At 64.8% G+C, this 18,213-nt stretch carries 21 protein-coding genes; 11 read left to right on the top strand and 10 right to left on the bottom strand.

What is annotated here, in order from left to right:
• Nucleotides 1-2: 2 nt before the first annotated feature.
• Together ABD301_RS37215 and ABD301_RS37210 are read right to left on the bottom strand one after the other, a co-directional pair.
• Nucleotides 3-710, bottom strand: coding sequence for a hypothetical protein (locus ABD301_RS37215; RefSeq protein ID WP_344314809.1), 708 nt, complete (start codon nt 708-710; stop codon nt 3-5).
• Complete coding sequence (locus tag ABD301_RS37210; protein ID WP_163571235.1) at nt 707-1,651, bottom strand: ParA family protein; 945 nt, start codon at nt 1,649-1,651, stop codon at nt 707-709. Before ABD301_RS37210 ends, ABD301_RS37215 begins: the two co-directional genes overlap by 4 nt.
• Before the next feature lie 563 nt (nt 1,652-2,214).
• Here ABD301_RS37210 and ABD301_RS37205 point away from each other — a divergent pair.
• Together ABD301_RS37205 and ABD301_RS37200 are read left to right on the top strand one after the other, a co-directional pair.
• The gene (locus ABD301_RS37205) at nt 2,215-3,090 is read left to right on the top strand and encodes a hypothetical protein (RefSeq protein ID WP_163571237.1); all 876 of its coding nucleotides are present in this window, start codon (nt 2,215-2,217) and stop codon (nt 3,088-3,090) included.
• A 487-nt stretch (nt 3,091-3,577) separates the two neighbouring features.
• Nucleotides 3,578-4,504, top strand: a complete 927-nt coding sequence (locus tag ABD301_RS37200; protein WP_344314808.1) for a hypothetical protein — start codon at nt 3,578-3,580, stop codon at nt 4,502-4,504.
• 30 nt (nt 4,505-4,534) lie between these two features.
• Here the strand turns inward: ABD301_RS37200 and ABD301_RS37195 are convergent, their stop codons facing one another.
• On the bottom strand, nt 4,535-5,113 hold the full coding sequence (locus ABD301_RS37195) for a TetR/AcrR family transcriptional regulator (protein WP_344314807.1): 579 nt from the start codon (nt 5,111-5,113) through the stop codon (nt 4,535-4,537).
• Nucleotides 5,114-5,170: 57 nt separating this feature from the next.
• Here ABD301_RS37195 and ABD301_RS37190 point away from each other — a divergent pair, with 57 nt between their 5' ends.
• From ABD301_RS37190 to ABD301_RS37180, 3 genes are all read left to right on the top strand, one after another.
• Complete coding sequence (locus tag ABD301_RS37190) at nt 5,171-5,605, top strand: nuclear transport factor 2 family protein (protein WP_163571239.1); 435 nt, start codon at nt 5,171-5,173, stop codon at nt 5,603-5,605.
• A 105-nt stretch (nt 5,606-5,710) separates the two neighbouring features.
• Nucleotides 5,711-6,268 carry a DinB family protein gene (locus tag ABD301_RS37185; protein WP_163571240.1) on the top strand — a complete coding sequence of 186 codons (558 nt, stop codon included), beginning with the start codon at nt 5,711-5,713 and terminating at the stop codon, nt 6,266-6,268.
• Nucleotides 6,268-7,356 carry a winged helix DNA-binding domain-containing protein gene (locus tag ABD301_RS37180; protein WP_344314806.1) on the top strand — a complete coding sequence of 363 codons (1,089 nt, stop codon included), beginning with the start codon at nt 6,268-6,270 and terminating at the stop codon, nt 7,354-7,356. Before ABD301_RS37185 ends, ABD301_RS37180 begins: the two co-directional genes overlap by 1 nt.
• A 3-nt stretch (nt 7,357-7,359) precedes the next feature.
• Here ABD301_RS37180 and manD read toward each other — a convergent pair whose 3' ends face one another.
• From manD to ABD301_RS37165, 3 genes are read right to left on the bottom strand one after another with little or no spacing between them, the layout of a single operon-like run.
• Complete coding sequence (manD, locus tag ABD301_RS37175) at nt 7,360-8,589, bottom strand: D-mannonate dehydratase ManD (RefSeq protein ID WP_344314805.1); 1,230 nt, start codon at nt 8,587-8,589, stop codon at nt 7,360-7,362.
• Entirely contained in the window at nt 8,586-9,908 is a 1,323-nt protein-coding gene (locus tag ABD301_RS37170) for a mannitol dehydrogenase family protein (protein ID WP_344314804.1), read from the bottom strand. The genes manD and ABD301_RS37170 overlap by 4 nt, the downstream gene beginning before the upstream one ends.
• A complete protein-coding gene (locus ABD301_RS37165) occupies nt 9,905-10,942 on the bottom strand; it encodes an L-idonate 5-dehydrogenase (protein ID WP_344314803.1) in 1,038 nt (345 codons plus the stop codon). Before ABD301_RS37165 ends, ABD301_RS37170 begins: the two co-directional genes overlap by 4 nt.
• A gap of 85 nt (nt 10,943-11,027) precedes the next feature.
• Between ABD301_RS37165 and ABD301_RS37160 the strand changes: the two genes are divergently transcribed.
• From ABD301_RS37160 to ABD301_RS37140, 5 genes are all read left to right on the top strand, one after another.
• Complete coding sequence (locus ABD301_RS37160; RefSeq protein ID WP_344314802.1) at nt 11,028-11,741, top strand: GntR family transcriptional regulator; 714 nt, start codon at nt 11,028-11,030, stop codon at nt 11,739-11,741.
• A gap of 44 nt (nt 11,742-11,785) precedes the next feature.
• Nucleotides 11,786-13,228, top strand: a complete 1,443-nt coding sequence (locus ABD301_RS37155; protein WP_344314801.1) for an MFS transporter — start codon at nt 11,786-11,788, stop codon at nt 13,226-13,228.
• Nucleotides 13,229-13,303: 75 nt separating this feature from the next.
• Nucleotides 13,304-13,666, top strand: coding sequence for an MmcQ/YjbR family DNA-binding protein (locus ABD301_RS37150; protein WP_163571279.1), 363 nt, complete (start codon nt 13,304-13,306; stop codon nt 13,664-13,666).
• Between the two features lie 72 nt (nt 13,667-13,738).
• Complete coding sequence (locus tag ABD301_RS37145; protein WP_279581814.1) at nt 13,739-14,188, top strand: DUF5709 domain-containing protein; 450 nt, start codon at nt 13,739-13,741, stop codon at nt 14,186-14,188.
• The gene (locus ABD301_RS37140; RefSeq protein WP_344314800.1) at nt 14,188-15,495 is read left to right on the top strand and encodes a hydroxyacid-oxoacid transhydrogenase; all 1,308 of its coding nucleotides are present in this window, start codon (nt 14,188-14,190) and stop codon (nt 15,493-15,495) included. Before ABD301_RS37145 ends, ABD301_RS37140 begins: the two co-directional genes overlap by 1 nt.
• A 5-nt stretch (nt 15,496-15,500) precedes the next feature.
• On the opposite strand, the gene ABD301_RS37135 is transcribed toward ABD301_RS37140, so the two are convergent.
• On the bottom strand, nt 15,501-15,956 hold the full coding sequence (locus tag ABD301_RS37135; protein ID WP_163571246.1) for a MarR family winged helix-turn-helix transcriptional regulator: 456 nt from the start codon (nt 15,954-15,956) through the stop codon (nt 15,501-15,503).
• A 101-nt stretch (nt 15,957-16,057) separates the two neighbouring features.
• Here ABD301_RS37135 and ABD301_RS37130 point away from each other — a divergent pair, with 101 nt between their 5' ends.
• Nucleotides 16,058-16,510, top strand: coding sequence for a MarR family winged helix-turn-helix transcriptional regulator (locus ABD301_RS37130; protein WP_163571248.1), 453 nt, complete (start codon nt 16,058-16,060; stop codon nt 16,508-16,510).
• A 26-nt stretch (nt 16,511-16,536) separates the two neighbouring features.
• Here ABD301_RS37130 and ABD301_RS37125 read toward each other — a convergent pair whose 3' ends face one another.
• Genes ABD301_RS37125 through ABD301_RS37115 form a run of 3 tightly spaced genes read right to left on the bottom strand, consistent with a single transcriptional unit; the run spans nt 16,537 to nt 18,157 of the window.
• Nucleotides 16,537-17,496, bottom strand: coding sequence for an NAD(P)-dependent alcohol dehydrogenase (locus ABD301_RS37125; protein ID WP_279581834.1), 960 nt, complete (start codon nt 17,494-17,496; stop codon nt 16,537-16,539).
• Nucleotides 17,497-17,501: 5 nt separating this feature from the next.
• Nucleotides 17,502-17,735, bottom strand: a complete 234-nt coding sequence (locus tag ABD301_RS37120) for a helix-turn-helix transcriptional regulator (RefSeq protein WP_163571251.1) — start codon at nt 17,733-17,735, stop codon at nt 17,502-17,504.
• Nucleotides 17,736-17,737: 2 nt separating this feature from the next.
• Nucleotides 17,738-18,157 carry a hypothetical protein gene (locus ABD301_RS37115; protein WP_344314799.1) on the bottom strand — a complete coding sequence of 140 codons (420 nt, stop codon included), beginning with the start codon at nt 18,155-18,157 and terminating at the stop codon, nt 17,738-17,740.
• Nucleotides 18,158-18,213 lie beyond the last annotated feature (56 nt).

Raw genomic sequence — 18,213 nt, 5'->3', positions numbered from 1 at the left:
GCTCACCACTTTCGCAGGCCATCGAATTTGCGCCGAGCGCCGATCGCCTGTTTGAGCACTCTTTTCTCCAGTTCTGGCTGGCTCAGCCGGTTCACTCGGCTGAGCCCCAACTCAGCGGCGACCGCGAGCAGGTGATCTCGGTCGAGGGCCTGCGCACGAAGGTACGCGGCACCCGCTTCCTCGGTTTCGGTCTCGCGCAGGCGGACGGCAATAGCCGCCGCTGCGGCGTCCGGCTTCGTGGGGAGCGGCGGTGGCGCTGAGCTTTTGACCGGACCGGCGGACGACGGTGCCGGGGTTTTTGGTTCGGCGGCGGGCGTACGAGCAGGGGCCGCGCCGTTGCCAGCCAGTAATTCCACGAGCGCGGTTTTGTTGAGACGGCTGTAGCCGCTCAAGCCGCGTAGCCTGGCGATCAACCGCAGGTCGCCCATGGGCAGTTTGGACGCGGTCACGTAGGCCCGTCGATCGTTCTCCGACGTCAGTCGGGCGAGGTCCCGCGCGGCCTGGGCCGGATCGTCGGATGGCTCGATGCGATGGTGGACCGGTGCCGGTTCGCCGGTGTTTTCGCGGGAGCCGACGGGCGCCTCGTCAGCGGGAGCAACGGCCAACTGTACGGTTCCGCTGACGATCGCCTGCAGCGTGCTTTCGTCCTGCCGTGCGAGAAACTCGTACACCCGGGCCTGCAGGCTCGCGAAATTTCCCAGCTCGTTCACCGATGACCACCCGCCGACAACGTGAGCGCGCCGAGCACCTCGTCGGCCAACTGGTCGAACTCCCGGACGACCTCGTCTTTGCCGCTGGCGCTCAGCATCGCCGGTATGCCACTCTCGCCGGCATCGCCGAAATGTCGAGGGCTGTTGCGGATTCTGCTTTCCAACACCGGGACTCGGGAGTTCTGGCGCACTTCCTCGATGTAGGTGTGCTGGGCAAGGGTCACCTGCTGTGAGTAGATCTGCACCATCGTGAAGACGACCCCCAGAAAAGCCGGATCGATGGGACGGTGACCACTGGTTTCGGGCTTGTGGTTGACATAGTCGTTGAACTGCTGCACGAGCGCGGCGCAATTCCCCACCAGGTAGTCCAGCCCGAGGGTGGACAGGTAGTCCGCCTTGGCTGGCACCAGAATGTGCTCACTGGCCGCGATCGCCGTCTTGGTGACGAGCCCGAAATTCGGTGCGCAGTCGATGAGCACCAGGTCGTACTCGCTGAAATTCTCGTCTTCGAACGCATGGCGCAGACAGCCGTGCAGGTCCAGGAACCTGCGTTTGGATCCGTCGAGAGTGGTGGTTCCGCCAAGTCGGGCGGCGAGCTCAAGATCGATGTCGATGAGACCGAGGTGAGAGGCGATCAGGTCAAGCTGTCCAGTGGTGTTCTTGAGTGCCTCGTTGACCCGCTTCGGTGTGACGACGAGGTCTGCCAGCGAAATGTCTCGCCCGGGTATTTCGGCGCCGTACCACTGTCTGATCGTCCGGTGGTCCTTCAACTGATCGTGCCAGTCGTCGATGGTGAAAAACGAGAAGGTCAGATTGGTCTGTGGATCGAGGTCGACAAGCAGCACCCGCAGGCCACGACTGGCGGCGACTGCACCGAGATTCGCCGTAAGCGTCGTCTTTCCCACTCCACCCTTGTAATTCATGACCGCCACGATTCGCATACGCTTCTCCCCGATGGTCCGGTGCCCGACGGTGCTGGCGTAAATCGATCAGCCCGCTGCGCTGATCTGGCGTGTTGACTTTCGCAGACACCGCAGGCGAAAAGCAACGGCTACAAGGTGTATCAATGTGTGTCAATACGAATGTGCACCCGCGATGGGCCGTTTGCGCTAGCCACCGGGCTGATCCGGTGGGCACCGCGGGTCCAAGGTCACTGGTGACCACACGACCGAATTCGTGGTAGACGCCTGCCGCTACGGCACTCTTACTCATCTGAAGAATGTCGGAACGTCGCGCGGATGGAGAACGTCCCTGACGATTTGGCTGTCCGGCGACGAAAGTGGTCAGCCAATGGTCGAACGAGCAATCGTTCGCTGGGGACTCGATCGCGTCGGCGAGACCTACGTGGAGGCAAGATCGACCGCCACCCTCGTTCGGTCCGTGATGACAGCCTGACAGTCCGTATCCGGCGGATGTCCGGCCGATGCTGCTCCGGCGTTGCCGCGGCTAGCCTGGCGACACTCATTTACGGCTTAACAGAGCCAAATTCATCGGAGGGTGCGCGGTGATCTCGGTCAACGGCTCCAGCAGTGACTACGCGATCCTGAAGCAGGTCCACCAGATCAAGCTCGGCCGGCTCGACCAGGAGGTCAACGAGCTCAAAACCGGCGTCGACTTCTCCGAGCTCCGCGAGCTGGAGGCGCTCTACGTGGCGAGCCACGGCAATCCGTCCACCGGCGACTTGGGCAGCATCGACACGAAGAAACTGCTCGAGCTGCTGACCGCTCCGGGACTGGGCATCCCAGCCACGTACAAAGGCACCATCGTGCTGCTGTCCTGCTACAGCGGCCAGCAATACAGCGGGACTTCATTGGCCGAAAGAGTCGCCGCGGGCCTGCGGGGAAAGGTCACCGCCGGCGCGAAGGTCGTTGGCGCGAACGGGTTTTCCTTCGGTACGAGGAAACTGCGGGATGGTGCGCGCCGCAGCAGTGTGCTGCTCAACGCGACAGGCATCAGAGACTTCTACTTCCTGGACAGTCCCAAGAACGCGACTTTGTCGGCCACCTGGCTGGCGCTCAAACCCACCCACGCTGATGGCGTACTGAAGACCAAATTCGTCCGCGCTGCCGAGGTGAACAAGACCATCAAGGAGAACCTCACGCAGCGGCTCCCCGGCGGCCAGACTCCGCAGGACGCGGCCCTGAATATCATCACGAGTTTCACGGCCACTGCGAAAAAGATCCAGGACACCCTGGACAACCTCGCCGCGAAGAAGTTCCCCAGAGGCACCGTGGCCGAGGTGGTCAAGCATTTGCTCGACCACCCGAAGGACGCTGACGTGACGGCCTGGACTCAGAGCATCGAGGAACAGTACGAACTGTTCCAGGCACATTATCTCTGGGCCTCGGATGTGGACGCATTTACGACCGTGCAGGTTTAGCTGGAAATCGCCTTAACAGACCGAAGAATCCGGCTGATACGGCAGGTTTCCAACGGTTGCAAGAATTTTTGGTCTGAAGGGCGACAGTGCGCGTACCGTCCCCGGTGTCGGCGTCGGCCAGACCGGGGCCGCACACCGGACCAGGCGGGGAGGAAACGTGCAGCCAGGCCAAAACCAGCATGGCGAGAAACGTAAGCTCGACGAGTCTCAAGGCAATCAGCCAGCGCAAACACCCGGCGAGCCAGCCTCGAAGAAGCAGCGTCGGGGCACCGATCCGCCGCCGCCCGATCCCGTGCCGGGGCCTGGCCCGGGGCCTGCTCCCGGTCCTGGAGGGCTGCAGTTGGTCGTTGGTCAGACGTACCGGTTCGTCAGGTTTGTTCACGATGAGCAGGAAGACACCGTCGAGTTCACTGACCACACAGGGCCGTTGACGCAAGTCCAAGATGACTTATGTACGTTGCAGGACCCAACTGATGGTGTGGTCACGGTGCCGACCGCGGATGTTGTTTCGCTGGTCCCACCGTTGCTCTGGCCGACGCTTCAAGTCCAGCTCGCCCCGGTCACCTGCATGGTCATCGGATGTGGTCAGCGGTTGCTGCTGGCGGCGAAGGCGACGGCGTACGGGATCGGCTTCAACCAACTGCTCTCCATGGTGATCGAGGTGGATCTCACCCAAAACTCGGACGACGATGATGTTTATCAGGAGATAGTGCAGGGGTCGGTCCCATCGCTGGCGGCGGGCAGTCACGAGCCTTCCTGCTACAACGCGGCGACGGTCATCTACAACCTGCTCGCGGCCGCGCCGCTGCCGTCCATACCGGGGGACAGGGGCGCACTCGGACCAGCCTCGATCAGCGGCGCGAAAACCGCGGCTGGCTTCCAGGGACGCGAAAAGCCGGCCGCGGACGACGGCCAAAGCACCATCCAGCTGACCACGGCATGCGACGGTTTGGCCGCGGCCCTGACGACCGCCGCCGGCACCGGCAATCGCTGGGTTTTCGGCATCAACTTCGGCATTCACGGGTTTGTCATCGCGGTGTCGGGGGCGACGGCCGAGATTCTGCAGAGCTTCGCCGGCGACAACGGCGAGATGTTGATGAGTTTCCTGGAGAAAACCCTCACCCACGGCCGGGTTTACACCGTGGGCCAGCTGATCGGGCTGTTCTACGAGATGATCGAGGAAGGCGATGAGGACGCCGATCCTGGCGCCTTGCGTGCCCAGTCGATCCTTTTCGGCGGGCGCGCCGACGAGGGCCTGACGCTCGCGCCGTTTCGCTGGGTGGCCTGCCAAATGAAGACTGACCAGGCGATCCAGCAGGCATTGACCGCCTGGATCCAGGGCGGCATCAGCTTCTACGACGACGTGAAGGCCGCCAAAGACAAAGCCGAAGAATCAGACGACGACAGCGACTAACACAAGGTGGCCGGCAGCCGCGTTCGTACGCTATGACGTACGCGGCTCGCCGTCCACTGGCCGTAGCCCGGCGAACACCACGTCCAGCATCCGGTCGCGGGCCGTCTCGTCGAGATCCATCGCGGCGACTCCGCGGGACGCGCCGATCAGCAGCGCGTAGAACTCGTCCAGCCCCAGGTCGGCGCGTACGGCACCGGCTTCCTGAGCTCGGGTAAGCAGCTCGCCAACTGCCGCATGCAGTGCGTACGACGCGCGTTCGGCGTCCGTCCCGTCGCCGCCACTGGCCTGCAACGCCCCGGCGATCGCGAGCTTGCCGGCGGCGTCGGCGACCAGGTGAGCGAAGAACCCCGTCAGCGCCGCGCCGGGGTCGGCCGCCCCCAACAGCGCCTGCGCCTGCTCGCGTAGGCGCTCCAGCCGGGTGACCAGGACAGCCTCCAGTAACGCCGCCTTGGTGGGGAAGTGCCGGAAAACAGTCGCGATCCCGACGTGGGCCAGTTCGGCGACCCGTTCGGTCGAGGCGTCCTCGCCGGAGCCGTACACCTTTTCGGCCGCCGCCAGAATCCGCCGCCGGTTGTCCTGTGCGTCCGCACGCATCATGTCGTTTGCCATCCGAAGTCGTCACTCCGTATAATCGGAGTCGTCACTTCGGATCATAGGAGCACGCTGATGAGCGCCAAACCTCGGGACGTTTTTCTGCAGTTGATCAACGGCGTCGTGGACGACCGGCTGGACGGATTGGCCGACCTCTACGCGGAGGAGACTGACGTACGTCATCCGTTCGCGACGCCAGACCGGCCGCCGCTGCTCAGCCGCGCGGATGTGCGGGAACATTTCACCTTCGCCGACGGACTCCGGCCGGAGTTCACCCGCCGGGTGGTCGACCTGGTCCTGCACGACGGCGCCGACCCGGAGGTGGTGGTGGCCGAGTTCAGCTACGAGTTCACCTATCCGGACGGGAAAGTCTTCCTGATGCCCGCGGTCATGGTGATGCGCGTACGAGACGGAAAGATCGTCGAGTCGCACGACTACTTCGACCCGATCCGCGGTGCGCGCGCCCGCGGTGCGCTACCCGATTTGGCCGCCGGCCTGGCAGTGAACTAATCCCGCGGTTTCCATTCGTACGAGAAGAGGACGCATGCTGACCGCTACTGCTGGGATGGTTGCCTCGTACCAGGAAATGACCGCGACCAAAGGGGCCCGAACACCGTGACCACCACTACCGATGCCGAGCGGGTCGACCTGCTCGCCGCGCTCGCGACCGCCCGCGCCGCCCTGACCAGGACCATCGAAGGGATCAGCGACGAGCAGGCCGGCGAGCGCCCGACGGTCAGCGCTTTGTGTCTGGGCGGCCTGGTCAAACATGTGACGTCCACCGAGGCGCAGTGGCTTCGCTTCGTGGTCGAAGGGCCGTCGGCGATGAGCTATGACCTGCCCGACGGCGTCACCTGGGCGGACTTCGCGGCTGGTACGGCAAGCGAGTTCCCGCAGTGGGCCATCGACCGCGAGCAGGACTTCCAGATGCTGCCCGGTGAGACGGTGGGCGGGATTGTGCAGCGGTACGAACAAGTGGCCGCGACTACCGAAAAGATCATCGCGGGTGTTCCGGATCTGTCGGCGGGCCAGCCGTTGCCGGCGGCGCCGTGGCACCAGCCGGGCGCGACCTGGAGCGTGCGTACGGTCCTGATGCACGTCATCGCTGAGACCGCGCAGCACGCCGGCCATGCGGACATTCTGCGCGAGACACTCGACACCCCCAAGGCGTAATGACCACCCTCGACACTCGGGCGCTCAACCGTGCCACGCTCGCCCGACAGTTGCTCCTCGACCGCGCTGACCTGCCGGTTCTCGATGCCGTCGGGCACCTGTGCGGGCTGCAGGCCCAGCAGCCGCAGGAGCCTTTCGTCGGGTTGTGGTCACGGTTGAGCGCCTTCGACCCGGTGCTGCTATCGGACCTGGTGGTCCAGCGGCGGCTGGTGCGTACGCACCTGATGCGGCGCACTGTCCACCTCATGACCGCCGCCGACGTGCTGGCCTGGCGAGCCCGACACGACGCCATGCTGCGCCAGCGAGCACTCGGTGCGTACCGTCGCGAGTTCGCCGGGATCGATCTCGACGAGCTCGCGGCAGCCGCCCGGGCGGCGGTGGCCGACGGCGAGCCCCGTTCGATGGCCGAGGTGGCAGCGCTGCTCGAGCAGCGCTGGCCGGCGCCGGGGCGGCGGGCGCTGGGCGAGGTGGTGGCCGCCGCGCTCGTCCCGATGGCGCAACTGCCCCCACGCGGGTTGTGGCGGCAGCAGGCCGGAGTGCGAAATGTGCCGCTTTCCCGCTGGTTGGGGCGCGAGATCGACCCGCTGGCCGCGGATGGCTCGGATCCGGTGGGGGAAGCGCTCGTACGACGTTATTTGGCCGCGTTTGGTCCAGCCACGACCACCGACCTGCGGGCCTGGTGCGGCCTCGCCGGGTTGCCCGCCGCGGTGGCCGCCGTACGTGCCGAGCTGGTCACCTTCCGGGACGAGCGCGGCCGCGAGTTGCTCGACTTGCCCGACGCGCCGCGCCCGGACCCCGACACTCCCGCTCCGGTGCGGTTCCTGCCGGCGTTCGACAACGCGCTCCTGGGCTATCAGGATCGTGGCCGGATCGTCGACGACGCGCACCGCGGCCTGTCGATCGCCGGCGCGCGCGTGGTGCTGGTCGACGGCCGAGTCGCCGCCACTTGGACAGTCGAGGCGGACACCGTGACAGTTACCGCGCTGCGCCGACTTTCTCCCGCTGACCGCACGCATGTTGTCGAAGAGGGCGGTGAAATCGCGCTCTTTCTCTCCGGGCAGGAAAGCGACCGCGTATGTCTCGAGTGAGCACTACCAGTCGTGGATCGTGCCGTCGGCGAGGCGGTTGAAGGGCAGATAGGCCGGCGCGTACGGGTGGCGGGCGGCAGCTTCCTCGTCGAGGGTGACCCCGATGCCGGGTTGTTCGCCGGGATGAAGGTAGCCGTTCTGGAAAGTGAACGTCTGCTGGAAAACCTCGTTGGTCGCGGTGCCGTGCCGCATGTATTCCTGGATGCCGAAGTTGTGGATCGCGAGATCCAGGTGTAGTGCGGCGGCCATGCCGACCGGAGAAATGTCCGTGGGCCCGTGGATTCCTGACTTGATCTGGTATTGGGCCGCGAAATCCAGGATCTTGCGCATGGCGGTGATGCCGCCGGTGTGGGTGACCGCCGAGCGTACGTAGTCAATCAGCTGTTCCTGGATCAGCGTCTGGTAATCCCAGACGGTGTTGAAAATTTCACCGATCGCGAGCGGAGTGGTGGTGTGCTGGCGGACCAGCCGCAGCGCCGCCTGGTTTTCCGCCGGGGTGCAGTCTTCCAGCCAGAACAGGTCGTACGGCTCCAGTGCCTTGCCCAGTTTGGCCGCCTGAATAGGCGTCATGCGGTGGTGGCCGTCGTGCAGCAACGGCAGCTCGGGACCGAATTCGTTGCGTACGGACTCGAAAACCGTCGGCAGGTGGCGCAGATATGCGCGGGTGTCCCAGTCTTCCTCCGGCGGGAATGCCTGCCGCTGAGCCGGCTCATAGTCATATCGTTTGCCGTCGACGGAAGGCTGCGAGGCCACGCCATATACGGCTTTCAGACCTGGGACAGCGGTCTGGATCCGCATCGCGGTGTATCCCTGCTCGCGATGAGCCCGGATCGAGTCGAAAAGCTCCTCTGTCGTACGGCCGCTGGCATGTCCGTACGCCTGAATGCCGTTGCGGGATGCGCCGCCAAACAGTTGATAGAGCGGCATCCCGGCCATTTTCGCTTTGATGTCCCACAAAGCGACGTCCACAGCGGCGATGGCGGCCATCGTGACCGGGCCGCGCCGCCAATATGCCGAGCGGTAGAGGAACTGCCAGGTGTCCTCGATCCGGCCGGCGTCCCGGTCGATCAGCAGCGGTGCCACATGATCGGACAAGTAAGACGCGACCGACAGTTCGCGGCCGTTGAGGGTGGCGTCGCCGAGGCCGGTCACGCCGTCCTCGGTGGTCAGCTTGAGCGTGACGAAATTGCGGTCCGGGCTGGTGACAATCACGTCCGCGGCGCGGATTCTCATCGGTGATGACGCCTTTCCTCGATTTCGGCGGCGGTGTGTGCGATAACCGCGGCGAGCGCACCCTGGTCGTCCCACTCCGGCACCACCTGGCGCAGCACCGCGGCCGCCCCAGCCGGCAAGCTGCCGTCGGCGAGCCCGGCCGCGCCCGGATCTTGCCCGCCGGCCCGCAAATGGACCAGCCAGGCAGCGAGCAGCGTTGCCTGCCCGAGCGGTTGTTGACCGGCGTACGACCGTAAGACAGGAGCCATCCGTACGCGCAGTTTCTCTGAGCCATCCAGGGCGATCTTGGCCAGCTGGTGGTCGATGCGCGGATTTCCCCAACGTTCCAGCAGATCGGCCTTTGCTCGGCCGATTTCATCGCTGGTAAACGGCAAAAGCGGGCCGGCCTCGGTCCAGACCTGCTCGACCGCCTGTCGGCACACCGGATCGCCGATGGCATCGAAAACCGTCGCGTGCCCGCGAGCCAGGCCCAGGTAGGCCAGCATCGAGTGGGCGCCATTGAGAAGGAAAAGTTTGCGCATCTCGTACGGTCGCACATCGTCCACGAAACGCGCGCCGGCGAGCTCCCAAACCGGTCGGCCGGCCGGAAAGTCGCCGGCCAGCACCCAGTCGGTGAACGGCTCGGCGACCACTGGCACCCGGTCTGGCCGGCCGGTCAGCCGCTCGGCGGTGGCCAGGTCCGCCGGCTCGACTCCGGGCGTGATCCGGTCGACCATGGTGCAAACAAAGGAAATCTCGGCGGCGATCCAGCTGGCCAGGGTCGGATCGACGAGATCGGCGAATTCCAGCACCGCGCGCCGGGTCGTTTCTCCGTTGCCAGCGAGGTTGTCGCAGCTCACGATCGCAAGGGGACCGCAGCCGGCGCGCATCCTGGCGCGTAGGCCGGCGGCCAGTCGGGCGACCGCCGTACGCGGCTGTTCGCCGGCAAGGGTCGCTCGTACGTCCGCACGAATGTCGGCCGCCGCGGTGTCCAGACCGCCGTCCGAGCGCAACCGATAGCCCGCCTCGGTGACGGTCAACGTGACCAGGGCCGTCCGCGCATCCGCGAGATAGTGGTTCCACAGCTGGTGATTCGCGCCATCGGCTGCGACCGCGATGCTCGACACCGGCTCGGCCCGGTCTTCGTCGGCGGCCCGGATCAGCAAGGTGTACGCGCAGTCCTGCCGGGCGAGTTCGATGGCGGCATCGGGCCGGCGACCGGTGAAACTCGCGTAATGCCAAGGATCGCCGCCGGCCCTGTTCACCTGCTCGGTGTACCAGGCCTGGTGGGATCGGTGGAAAACTCCCAAACCCAGATGCACCAGCCGTGGCGCGGTCATAGGTGACCTGGTTCGCTGGTGAAGTCCAGGAGCACCTTGCCGGCTCCGCCGGCCCGGTCGCGAGCAACAGCGAAGGCCTCTTCTGCCTTGGCCACTTCGAAAACGTGAGTGATCAGGGGCGTCACGTCCAGGCCGGTAGCCAGAAAGTCAATCGCATCGGTGATCTCCCGGTCGAACCGGAATGAGCCGAGATAGCTGATTTCCTTACTGACCAGCGCGGAAAGGTCGACGGAGACCGCGCCAACCGGAAGATTTCCCACCTGCACGAGGGTCGCCCGCCGCGGCAGCCAGCGGACGACGTTGCTGAGCCCGGCCGGTGAACCGGACGCCTCGAAAGCGATTTCGGCCTCCGGCAACTCCGAAACAGTCGACGCGTCGATGGTTTCGTGTGCTCCCAAGGCTTTCGCGATCGCCAGCGGCGCCGATGCTATGTCCACCGCGTAAACCTGGGCCGCGCCCAGCCGCCGAGCGATAGCCACCACCAGTGCCCCGATCGGCCCGGTCCCGTTGACGAGTACGGTTTTGCCGGCCAGCTCGCCAGCCCGCCGGACGGCATGCAGCGCGACGCTCAACGGTTCGACCACCGCGGCCGACCGCAGATCGACCCAGGGTGGCAACGGCCGAATCTGGCTGGCCGGCACGACTTTGCGTCGTACGAAACCGCCGTCGGTGTGCGGATCGTGAGCGGCACTCCCGAAATAGCGCATCCGTACGCACAGATGGGCGAGTTGCCCCTGGCAATAGCGGCATTCTCCGCAGCCGGTGCCGGGATGGATGGTGACTGGCTGGCCAACACGTAAATCGAGGACATCGTCGGCGATTCGCGCTATTCGGCCGGAAAGTTCGTGACCCAGCACCAGCGGATGGCGCAGCACGCTGGTGCCGGCGCTGCCGTGCGAGACGTAATGCAGGTCAGAGCCGCAGATCCCGCCGTAGTCGACCTCGACGATCACCGATCCCGGCGGGCAGTGGGCGGGCTCGGGGACCTCGTCGATCCGCAGGTCCGCCACGCCGTGTACGACGACCGCTTTCACCGGCTCCCCTTCTCCATCCGTACGCCGTCATCGAACACTGCCATGGCAGTTGTGTCAACGGCGGCTCTCGGCCGATAATGCCCGGGTGACCAGAGCCGCGTCCGCCCGGGAAAGCGCCTATCAGGCGATCCGGCACGCGATCATCACCGGCGCGGACGCGCCCGGTGCGCTGCTGTCCGAGAACGAGCGCGCGGTGGCGCTGGGCCTCAGCCGTACGCCCGTCCGCGAGGCGCTGATGCTGCTCGCGCACGAAGGGCTGGTTGAGGTGCGGCCGCAGAGTGGGACGTATGTGAGCGCCATCGACCCGTCGCTGGTCCGGCAGGCGCAGTTCGTACGAGAGTCCATCGAAATCGCTTCATTGGCACAATGCGCGGCGAATTTCACCGCGAAGCATGAAAAGGAACTGCGCAGAATTCTTGCCGCGCAGGATCGTTGTCGGACCCGGGACGAATTCTATCCGTTGGATGAGGAGTTTCACCGTACGCTGCTGGATATCGCCGGCCACCAAACCGCCTGGGCCGCCGTGTCCGGTGCGAAGGCGCACCTGGACCGGGTGCGTTATATCGGACTGAAGGGCTACCGGCCCATTCGCGAGTATGCGGCCGATCACCGGCGGGTGGTGGACATGTTGGTGGCCGGCGATCTGGCCATGGCCCAGCAACGGTTGCGCGAGCATTTACGTTTCGTACTGACCGATTTCCAGCGCATCCAACGCGCTCTGCCGGAGCATTTCTTCACCGGCGACCAGACCACTGCTCGGCGGATCGCGCGCCCTCCCCGACAAAACAAGGCAAACTAGTGCTACCCGGACGTGGTTGACATCACTGCCATGGCAGTGCTTGGATGCCCGAAGTCTTTGTCCAGCAGTTGCGGGAGGCACCGATGGCCATGTCCCAAGGGGAGCTGCGCGCGCTCTCCGACGAGGCCGCGCAGCGAGTGATGAACCAGCCTGGTACGGCCAGCGGCAGTCGCGCTGGCTGGCTGATGATTTCCACGATTCTCATTGAGGCATGGGATCTCTATTCCATCTCCTTCCTGCTGATCTTCATCAAGAAGGATTTCGGCAGCGATCCGCTGCTGGTCGGCCTCGCCTCCGGTGCGGTTCAGTTGGGCGCGTTGATTGGCTGCTTCGCCGGCGGCTGGATCGCCGACAAGTTTGGCCGCAAGAAGGTCTTCATCACCACGATGATCCTGTTTGTGGTGCTGGCGCTCGCGCAAGGGTTCGTCACCAGCATGTGGGAGCTGATTTTCATCCGCTTCCTGCTCGGATTCCCGTTGGGCAGCGACATTTCCTCTGGGTACGCGTACATCATGGAGGCGATGCCCCGCGGCAAGCGGGAGGTGATGGGAAACCGCTGGCAGGGAATGTTCGCCATTGGCGAGATCGTCGCGATCGCTGTCATCACGGTGATGTTCTTCCTTGGCATCGACCACGAGACGCTGTGGCGCATCGGCCTCGCGCTCGGCGCGGTGCCGGCGCTGGCCCTGCTGCTGGGCCGGCTGAAGATCTCGGACACCGCGCTCTCGCTCATCCAGCGCGGAAAATTCACCAAGGCCAAGCAGGTGTCGCAGCAGATGTTCGGCGATTCGCTGGACATGTTGCCGGACGAGGACTTCCAGATCGATCGGCCGTCCACTCGCGACTTCCTGAAAAGCATCTGGGCCGACGAGACCCGCCGCCGGGCCAGCATCTTCGCCTGGATCTCCAATGCCTGCCAAGGCGCGGAATTCGGTGCTTTCGGGTTCTACCTGCCGACCATTCTGGTGGTCGTCGGCATTTCCAAGAACAACGTGGTCGGCACCAACCTGCTGACGCTCGGGATCTACTGCATCGCCGCGGTCGCCGGTTTCGTCGGGCCGCTGATTACCCCGAAAATCGGCCATCGCGGGATCTCCCAGTGGGGATATGGCATCGCGTTCCTCTCGCTGCTGCTGGCCGCGGTGGCGATCTGGCTGGACCAGGGCATTTTGTTGCTGGTCGCGGCCGCCGCGCTGATGTGGGGCCACTACTGGGATGCGTCTAACGGCATGACCATTACGTCGATGGTCGCGCCGAGCCGGTACAAGGGGACCGCGTCCGGTTTCGGTTACATGTTCGTGAAACTCGCCGCGTTCGTCACGCTCGTACTCTTCCCGGTGCTGTTGGCCGCGGCCGGCACGGCTCTCGCGACCGCGATCGTTTCGGTCATCTCGCTGGTCGGTTTCCTCGCGGCCCGCTTCATCCTGCCCGAGGTCTACGGGTACGTGGAGACCGAAGGCCCGGCGGCGGCCACCGCCGCTGCCTGATTCGGCGTTCGCCGCAACGCCCCGTTACTTGCGCCAGCCGCAAGCAGCGGGGCGTTGCGGACTTATACTGTGAGTGTGGCGGTGAGCAGTGACGAGTTCTTCCGAGTGTTGGGTGCGCTCGTCGACGTCCAGCGCGCCGAAGGCAGCCGGTACAGCTCTTTCAGCGTGAGAGGGAAGAAGTTCGGCTATTTCTGGCCACGTACGCAGACGGTCGGCCTGAAGCAGACGCTGTCCGAGCAGCGGGCGCTGGTGGCCGAGCGGCCGGCGGTTTTCGAAGAGCAGTTCAGCTCCGGCGGGTTCGGTTGGGTGGTGGTCTGTTTGGCCGGCGTCGAGCTGGACGAGCTGTCCGAGCTGGTCTTCGAGGCCTGGCGGCTCACCGCGCCAGCGGAGCTGCTCGCCACGGTGCCGGACCCGGCGCCCTCGGGGGAAGAGGTCTAGGCCAGTCTCTGCGGGATGCCGGAACAAGCCCTAACATCCGCGGTAACCGCTTGATCGAAGGGATGTGACCAAGTGGCATCCGAGCAGAACGCGCTGCCGCCGGACGAGGACCCGGACTCGGGTCTGCTGTCGCCGCAGGAAAGCCTGGATGACGACGAGCTGGGCGGCGATGTCGACGACGGTTATTCGCCACCGGAGCGCCCTTCTGAGCTGACTGCCTGGGGGACCACCGCGAGGGAGGCCCGCGGGCACGAGGACGTTGGACGCCGGCTGGCCCGCGAGGTGCCGGACGTGAGCGACACAGATGACAGTGACGGACTGGGTGACAGCGCCGACACCGACGGTGAGCTCATCGACGACCAGGTCGGGGACGTACGCGCCGGCCGGCTGGCCTCGCCCGATGACGTCAGCGACGACGAGCCGGACTACTGGGCCCGCGATGTTGGCATCGACGGCGGCGGCGCCTCGGCGGAGGAAGCCGCCATGCACGTCATCCCGGAAAGCTACGAAGACCGCCGCTGATGGGAAGCATTACTGACGGAGGACAGCACGTGGCGCACAACCCGGAAAGCGTCTTCACGTACGGCGCGCCGCGGCTGAAGTTCGGAAGTGGGGCGGCCGACGAGATCGGCTACGACCTCAGCCTGACCGGCGCGAAGCGGGTGCTCATCGTCACCGACGCCGGTGTGGCCGCGTCCGGCAGTCCGCAGCGGGTCGCCGAGCGGATGAAGGAATTCGGCATCGAGGCGGTCATTTACCACCAGGTGCATATCGAGCCGACCGACGCCAGTCTGGAAGAGGCCGTTGCGTACGGGCGAGATTTGGGGCCCTGGGACGCGTTTGTCGCGGTCGGGGGCGGATCCAGCATCGACACCGCCAAGGCGATCAACCTGCTGACCACCAATCCCGGGACACTGCTGGACTACGTCAATGTTCCGGTGGGGCAGGGAAAGGCGCCGACCCAGCCGCTCATGCCGCTGGTCGCGGTGCCGACCACTACTGGCACGGGCAGTGAAAGCACCACTGTCTGCGTGCTGGACGTCCTTGATCTGAAGGTAAAAGCCGGCATCAGCCACGCATTGTTGCGGCCCACGCTGGCGGTCGTTGACCCGAGCCTGATGGTGAGTCAACCGGCCGGGGTGACCGCCTGCGCTGGCATGGACATTCTTTGCCACGCGCTGGAAAGCTACACGGCCCGGCCGTACACGACGTACGAGCGCAAGGCCGCCGACCAGCGGGTTCCTTACTGTGGTTCAAATCCGATCGCGGACATGTGGGCGGAGAAGGCACTTTCGTTGATGGCGACTTCCTTTCGGCGCGCGGTACGCGACGGTGGCGATGTCCAAGCGCGCGAGTCGATGGCACTGGCCGCGACTTTTGCCGGCATGGGCTTCGGAAACGCCGGTGTCCACATCCCGCACGCCAACGCGTACCCGATCGCCGGGCGTGTCAAGGACTTCCGTCCGAAGGACTACCCGAACGACGAGCCGATGATCCCGCACGGCATGTCCGCGGCTTTGACCGCGCCGGAAGCCTTTCGCTTCACGTTCGATGCGGCCCCTGATCGTCATCTACGAGCCGCCACCTTACTGGCGCCCGATGCCGAACCGCCAGCGGACCCGGCTGCGTTCCTGCCCACTGTGTTGGCGGACCTGATGCATGACATCGGTATGCCCAATGGCATCGCCGAGGTCGGCTATCACGCCGGTGACATTGACGATCTGGTCGGCGGAGCGCTAAAACAACAGCGCCTGCTCGCCATCGCACCGAAAGCCGTCACCGCCGAAGACCTCGCGGCGATCTTCAGCAGCTCCATGAACCTCTGGTAATCGGCTCAGTCTCGTACGGCTGCGGTGCCAATGACCCGGGTTAGCAGCGTGACGAGAGTCGTCCGTTCGTCGGGAGACAGCGCCGCCAGGAGCTGAGCCTGGGCGTCCGTCAGCAGCTTCCGCAGTGTCGCGAGGTGCTTTCTTCCGGCCGCTGTGATCGACACTATGTTGCGCCGGCGGTCGGCGGGGTCGGGCGTACGGGTGACGAAGCGTCGCTCGGCCAGGTCGTTGATCGTTTCGGTGACCTCGCTGCGATCGATGCGGGTGCAGCGACCCAGATCCGCCTGGCTCGACGGTCCGTTCTCGTCCAGGGTCGAGAGGAGGGTGTAGTGATACCGCCGAGAGCCGGTGTCCTTCAGTGCCAGATCAGTGATCCGGTTGGCGGAGATGGCCGCCAGGTTGAGCAGCCTGCTCGGCAGGGCGAGTCGCGTGGTGGGGGCGGCATCTTCGGCGAACTCCATGGCATCAAAGCTAACAGATAGTTGGCACCTCCAACAATCTCGGGTAGTGTTGGACACTCCAACGTTGGATGGTCCATCTAATCTCGTCCTGGAGGATTCACATGACCGAGCATCCCCTTCCTAGTTTTGGCCTGGCGCTCGGCGAGGCCGCCCGCAAAATCGGCAAGCTGCACCGTCGTGCCCTCGCCGAGGCCGGTTCCGACTTCCCGAGCTGGATGCTGTTGGTGCTGTTGAAAGAGAAGGTGACAGCGCTTGCTGTCGACGAGGTGGTCGCTGAGCTGGACCGACGCATGGATCTGGCCCGCCCAGCCGTGATCAACTTGCTGGAGCGTACCGCCGAATTGGGTTTTGTTGCCTATCATCCCGAAAATCCCACACCGATGGTGGCTCTCACTGAAGCTGGGGCAGCGCATTTCGAGAGTATGTACGCGTACGCCCGGAAAGCCACCGACGCGGCCATCGGCGGTATTGATCCGGAGATGGTGGAAACGGCGATACGCGTCCTTCTTGAAGTCGACAAGCGGGCAGCGTCACTGATGAGTGCCCCATTCTAGGAGATTCCTAGCTCAACAAATGGTGGTCAGAGGACGACGACTACTTTGCCGCTGGCATGTCCTTTGTGGACATAGCGAATCGCGTCCGGCGTTTCGGCTAGCGCGTACGTACGATCAATGACCGGGGTGATCTTGCGGTCCTCGATCAGCTCGCGCAGGATCATCAGGTCTTCCCTGTTCTCTTGCGGAAACACTCCACGCAGGTGTTGGCTGAGAAACATCGACAGGACGACCGCCCGGAGCAGGCGATCCATCCCGCCGAGCCAGCGCCGGCCCTCGCCGCCGACGATGACCAGAGTCCCGCGTGGTGCGAGGGAACGGCGGAGCCGGGACAGCGGCCGGTTGCCGGCGATGTCGAGGATGAGGTCGAAATGGCCGGTCCGATCGGTGAAGTCCTCGCGGGTGTAGTCGATGGTCTCGTCGGCGCCGAGCGAGCGGACCAGGTCGACTTTCGTCGTACTGCAGACGCCTGTGACGTGCGCTCCGAACGTTTTGGCAAGCTGTACGGCGAAAGTCCCGACGCCACCGGCGGCTCCGACGACCAGCACCCGTTGGCCGGCTCGCACCTGGCCGGCATCTCGGAGAGCTCGCAGCGCGGTGATGCCGGAGACCGGGACGGCGGCGGCCTGGTCGAAGCGAAGGCTCGCCGGCATCGGCGCGCATTTATCCGCTCGTACGCTCGCATACTCGGCGAATGAGCCTTCGCAGATCCCGAAGACCTCGGCACCGACGCGCAGATCGGTGACGTTTTCACCGACTGCCTCGACGGATCCGGCGACGTCTCGGCCGCGTACCCGCACTTTCGGCGCCCGCAAACCAAAGCCGATCACCCGCAACAGATACGGCTGGCCCGCCATCAGGTGCCACACGCCCGGGTCGACACCGGCGGCTCGTACCCGTACGAGCACCTCATCGGCACCTATAGGGGGCTTGTCGATGTCCCTGAACTCCAACACATCGGGGGAGCCGTACGTGTCCTGAACCATGGCTTTCACGATGTTTCTCCTGAGTTCTGCGGATAGTGGAAAACGTCGTCCAGCGGGACGTGGAAAACGTGCGCGATCTGGAAGGCCATCTCAAGGGACGGCGAATAGCGGCCCTGCTCGATCGCGATGACAGTTTGCCGCGTCACGCCGATGCGGTCGGCGAGCTCGGCCTGGGTCATCTGGCCGTGCGCCAAGCGCAGCGAGCGAATGATGTTCGTGACTCGGGTCGGCTTCACCATCTTCAGAAACCTCTGCGGTAGGCGAAAATCCGAGCCACTGAGCCAAGGATGGACGACAGCGCGAAGGCCAGGTAAACGGCGTTCGCGATCCAGAAATAGCTCACCTGGGTGATGGCCAGCAGCAGCGCCGCGACCGCGCCGATCACCACGAACGACTGACCGACGTGTTCGCCAAACCTGCCGATTTCCCGGTCACGTCGGTCCTTTTTGTTGGCATCTTGAGGAAAGATGACCGCCGTTGCGATGGTGAAGGCAACTGTCACGACAATGGCGCCGCCGATGGTCCATAGCATGGGTGCCACATAGGGCACCGCGGTGAGTGGGACCGTTCTGGTTTGCCCGAGAATCAGCACAAGATAGGTCGCGTATCCACAGATCGTGACCACGAGCATGATCCAGGCCCGTTTCTCCTCGTACGCCACGACCACTCCCGATGTTAAGAAACTTTGACAACACCCAAGGTAAGGCGACAGTGACG

This window comes from Fodinicola feengrottensis (genome assembly GCF_039530045.1).
GTDB classification, from domain to species: Bacteria; Actinomycetota; Actinomycetes; order Mycobacteriales; family HKI-0501; genus Fodinicola; species Fodinicola feengrottensis.
Note: the sequence above shows the minus strand (reverse complement) of the source record. Positions and strands in the feature narration are given on the sequence as shown.

Coding starts and splice junctions, on each gene's coding strand:
- manD (WP_344314805.1), bottom strand. CDS start 8,589: ATGAGAATCCGCGCCGCGGACGTGATTGTCACCAGCCCGGACCGCAAT.
- ABD301_RS37195 (WP_344314807.1), bottom strand. CDS start 5,113: ATGGCAAACGACATGATGCGTGCGGACGCACAGGACAACCGGCGGCGG.
- ABD301_RS37180 (WP_344314806.1), top strand. CDS start 6,268: ATGACCACCCTCGACACTCGGGCGCTCAACCGTGCCACGCTCGCCCGA.
- ABD301_RS37210 (WP_163571235.1), bottom strand. CDS start 1,651: ATGCGAATCGTGGCGGTCATGAATTACAAGGGTGGAGTGGGAAAGACG.
- ABD301_RS37135 (WP_163571246.1), bottom strand. CDS start 15,956: ATGGAGTTCGCCGAAGATGCCGCCCCCACCACGCGACTCGCCCTGCCG.
- ABD301_RS37125 (WP_279581834.1), bottom strand. CDS start 17,496: ATGGTTCAGGACACGTACGGCTCCCCCGATGTGTTGGAGTTCAGGGAC.
- ABD301_RS37155 (WP_344314801.1), top strand. CDS start 11,786: ATGCCCGAAGTCTTTGTCCAGCAGTTGCGGGAGGCACCGATGGCCATG.
- ABD301_RS37170 (WP_344314804.1), bottom strand. CDS start 9,908: ATGACCGCGCCACGGCTGGTGCATCTGGGTTTGGGAGTTTTCCACCGA.
- ABD301_RS37140 (WP_344314800.1), top strand. CDS start 14,188: ATGGGAAGCATTACTGACGGAGGACAGCACGTGGCGCACAACCCGGAA.
- ABD301_RS37120 (WP_163571251.1), bottom strand. CDS start 17,735: ATGGTGAAGCCGACCCGAGTCACGAACATCATTCGCTCGCTGCGCTTG.
- ABD301_RS37190 (WP_163571239.1), top strand. CDS start 5,171: ATGAGCGCCAAACCTCGGGACGTTTTTCTGCAGTTGATCAACGGCGTC.
- ABD301_RS37130 (WP_163571248.1), top strand. CDS start 16,058: ATGACCGAGCATCCCCTTCCTAGTTTTGGCCTGGCGCTCGGCGAGGCC.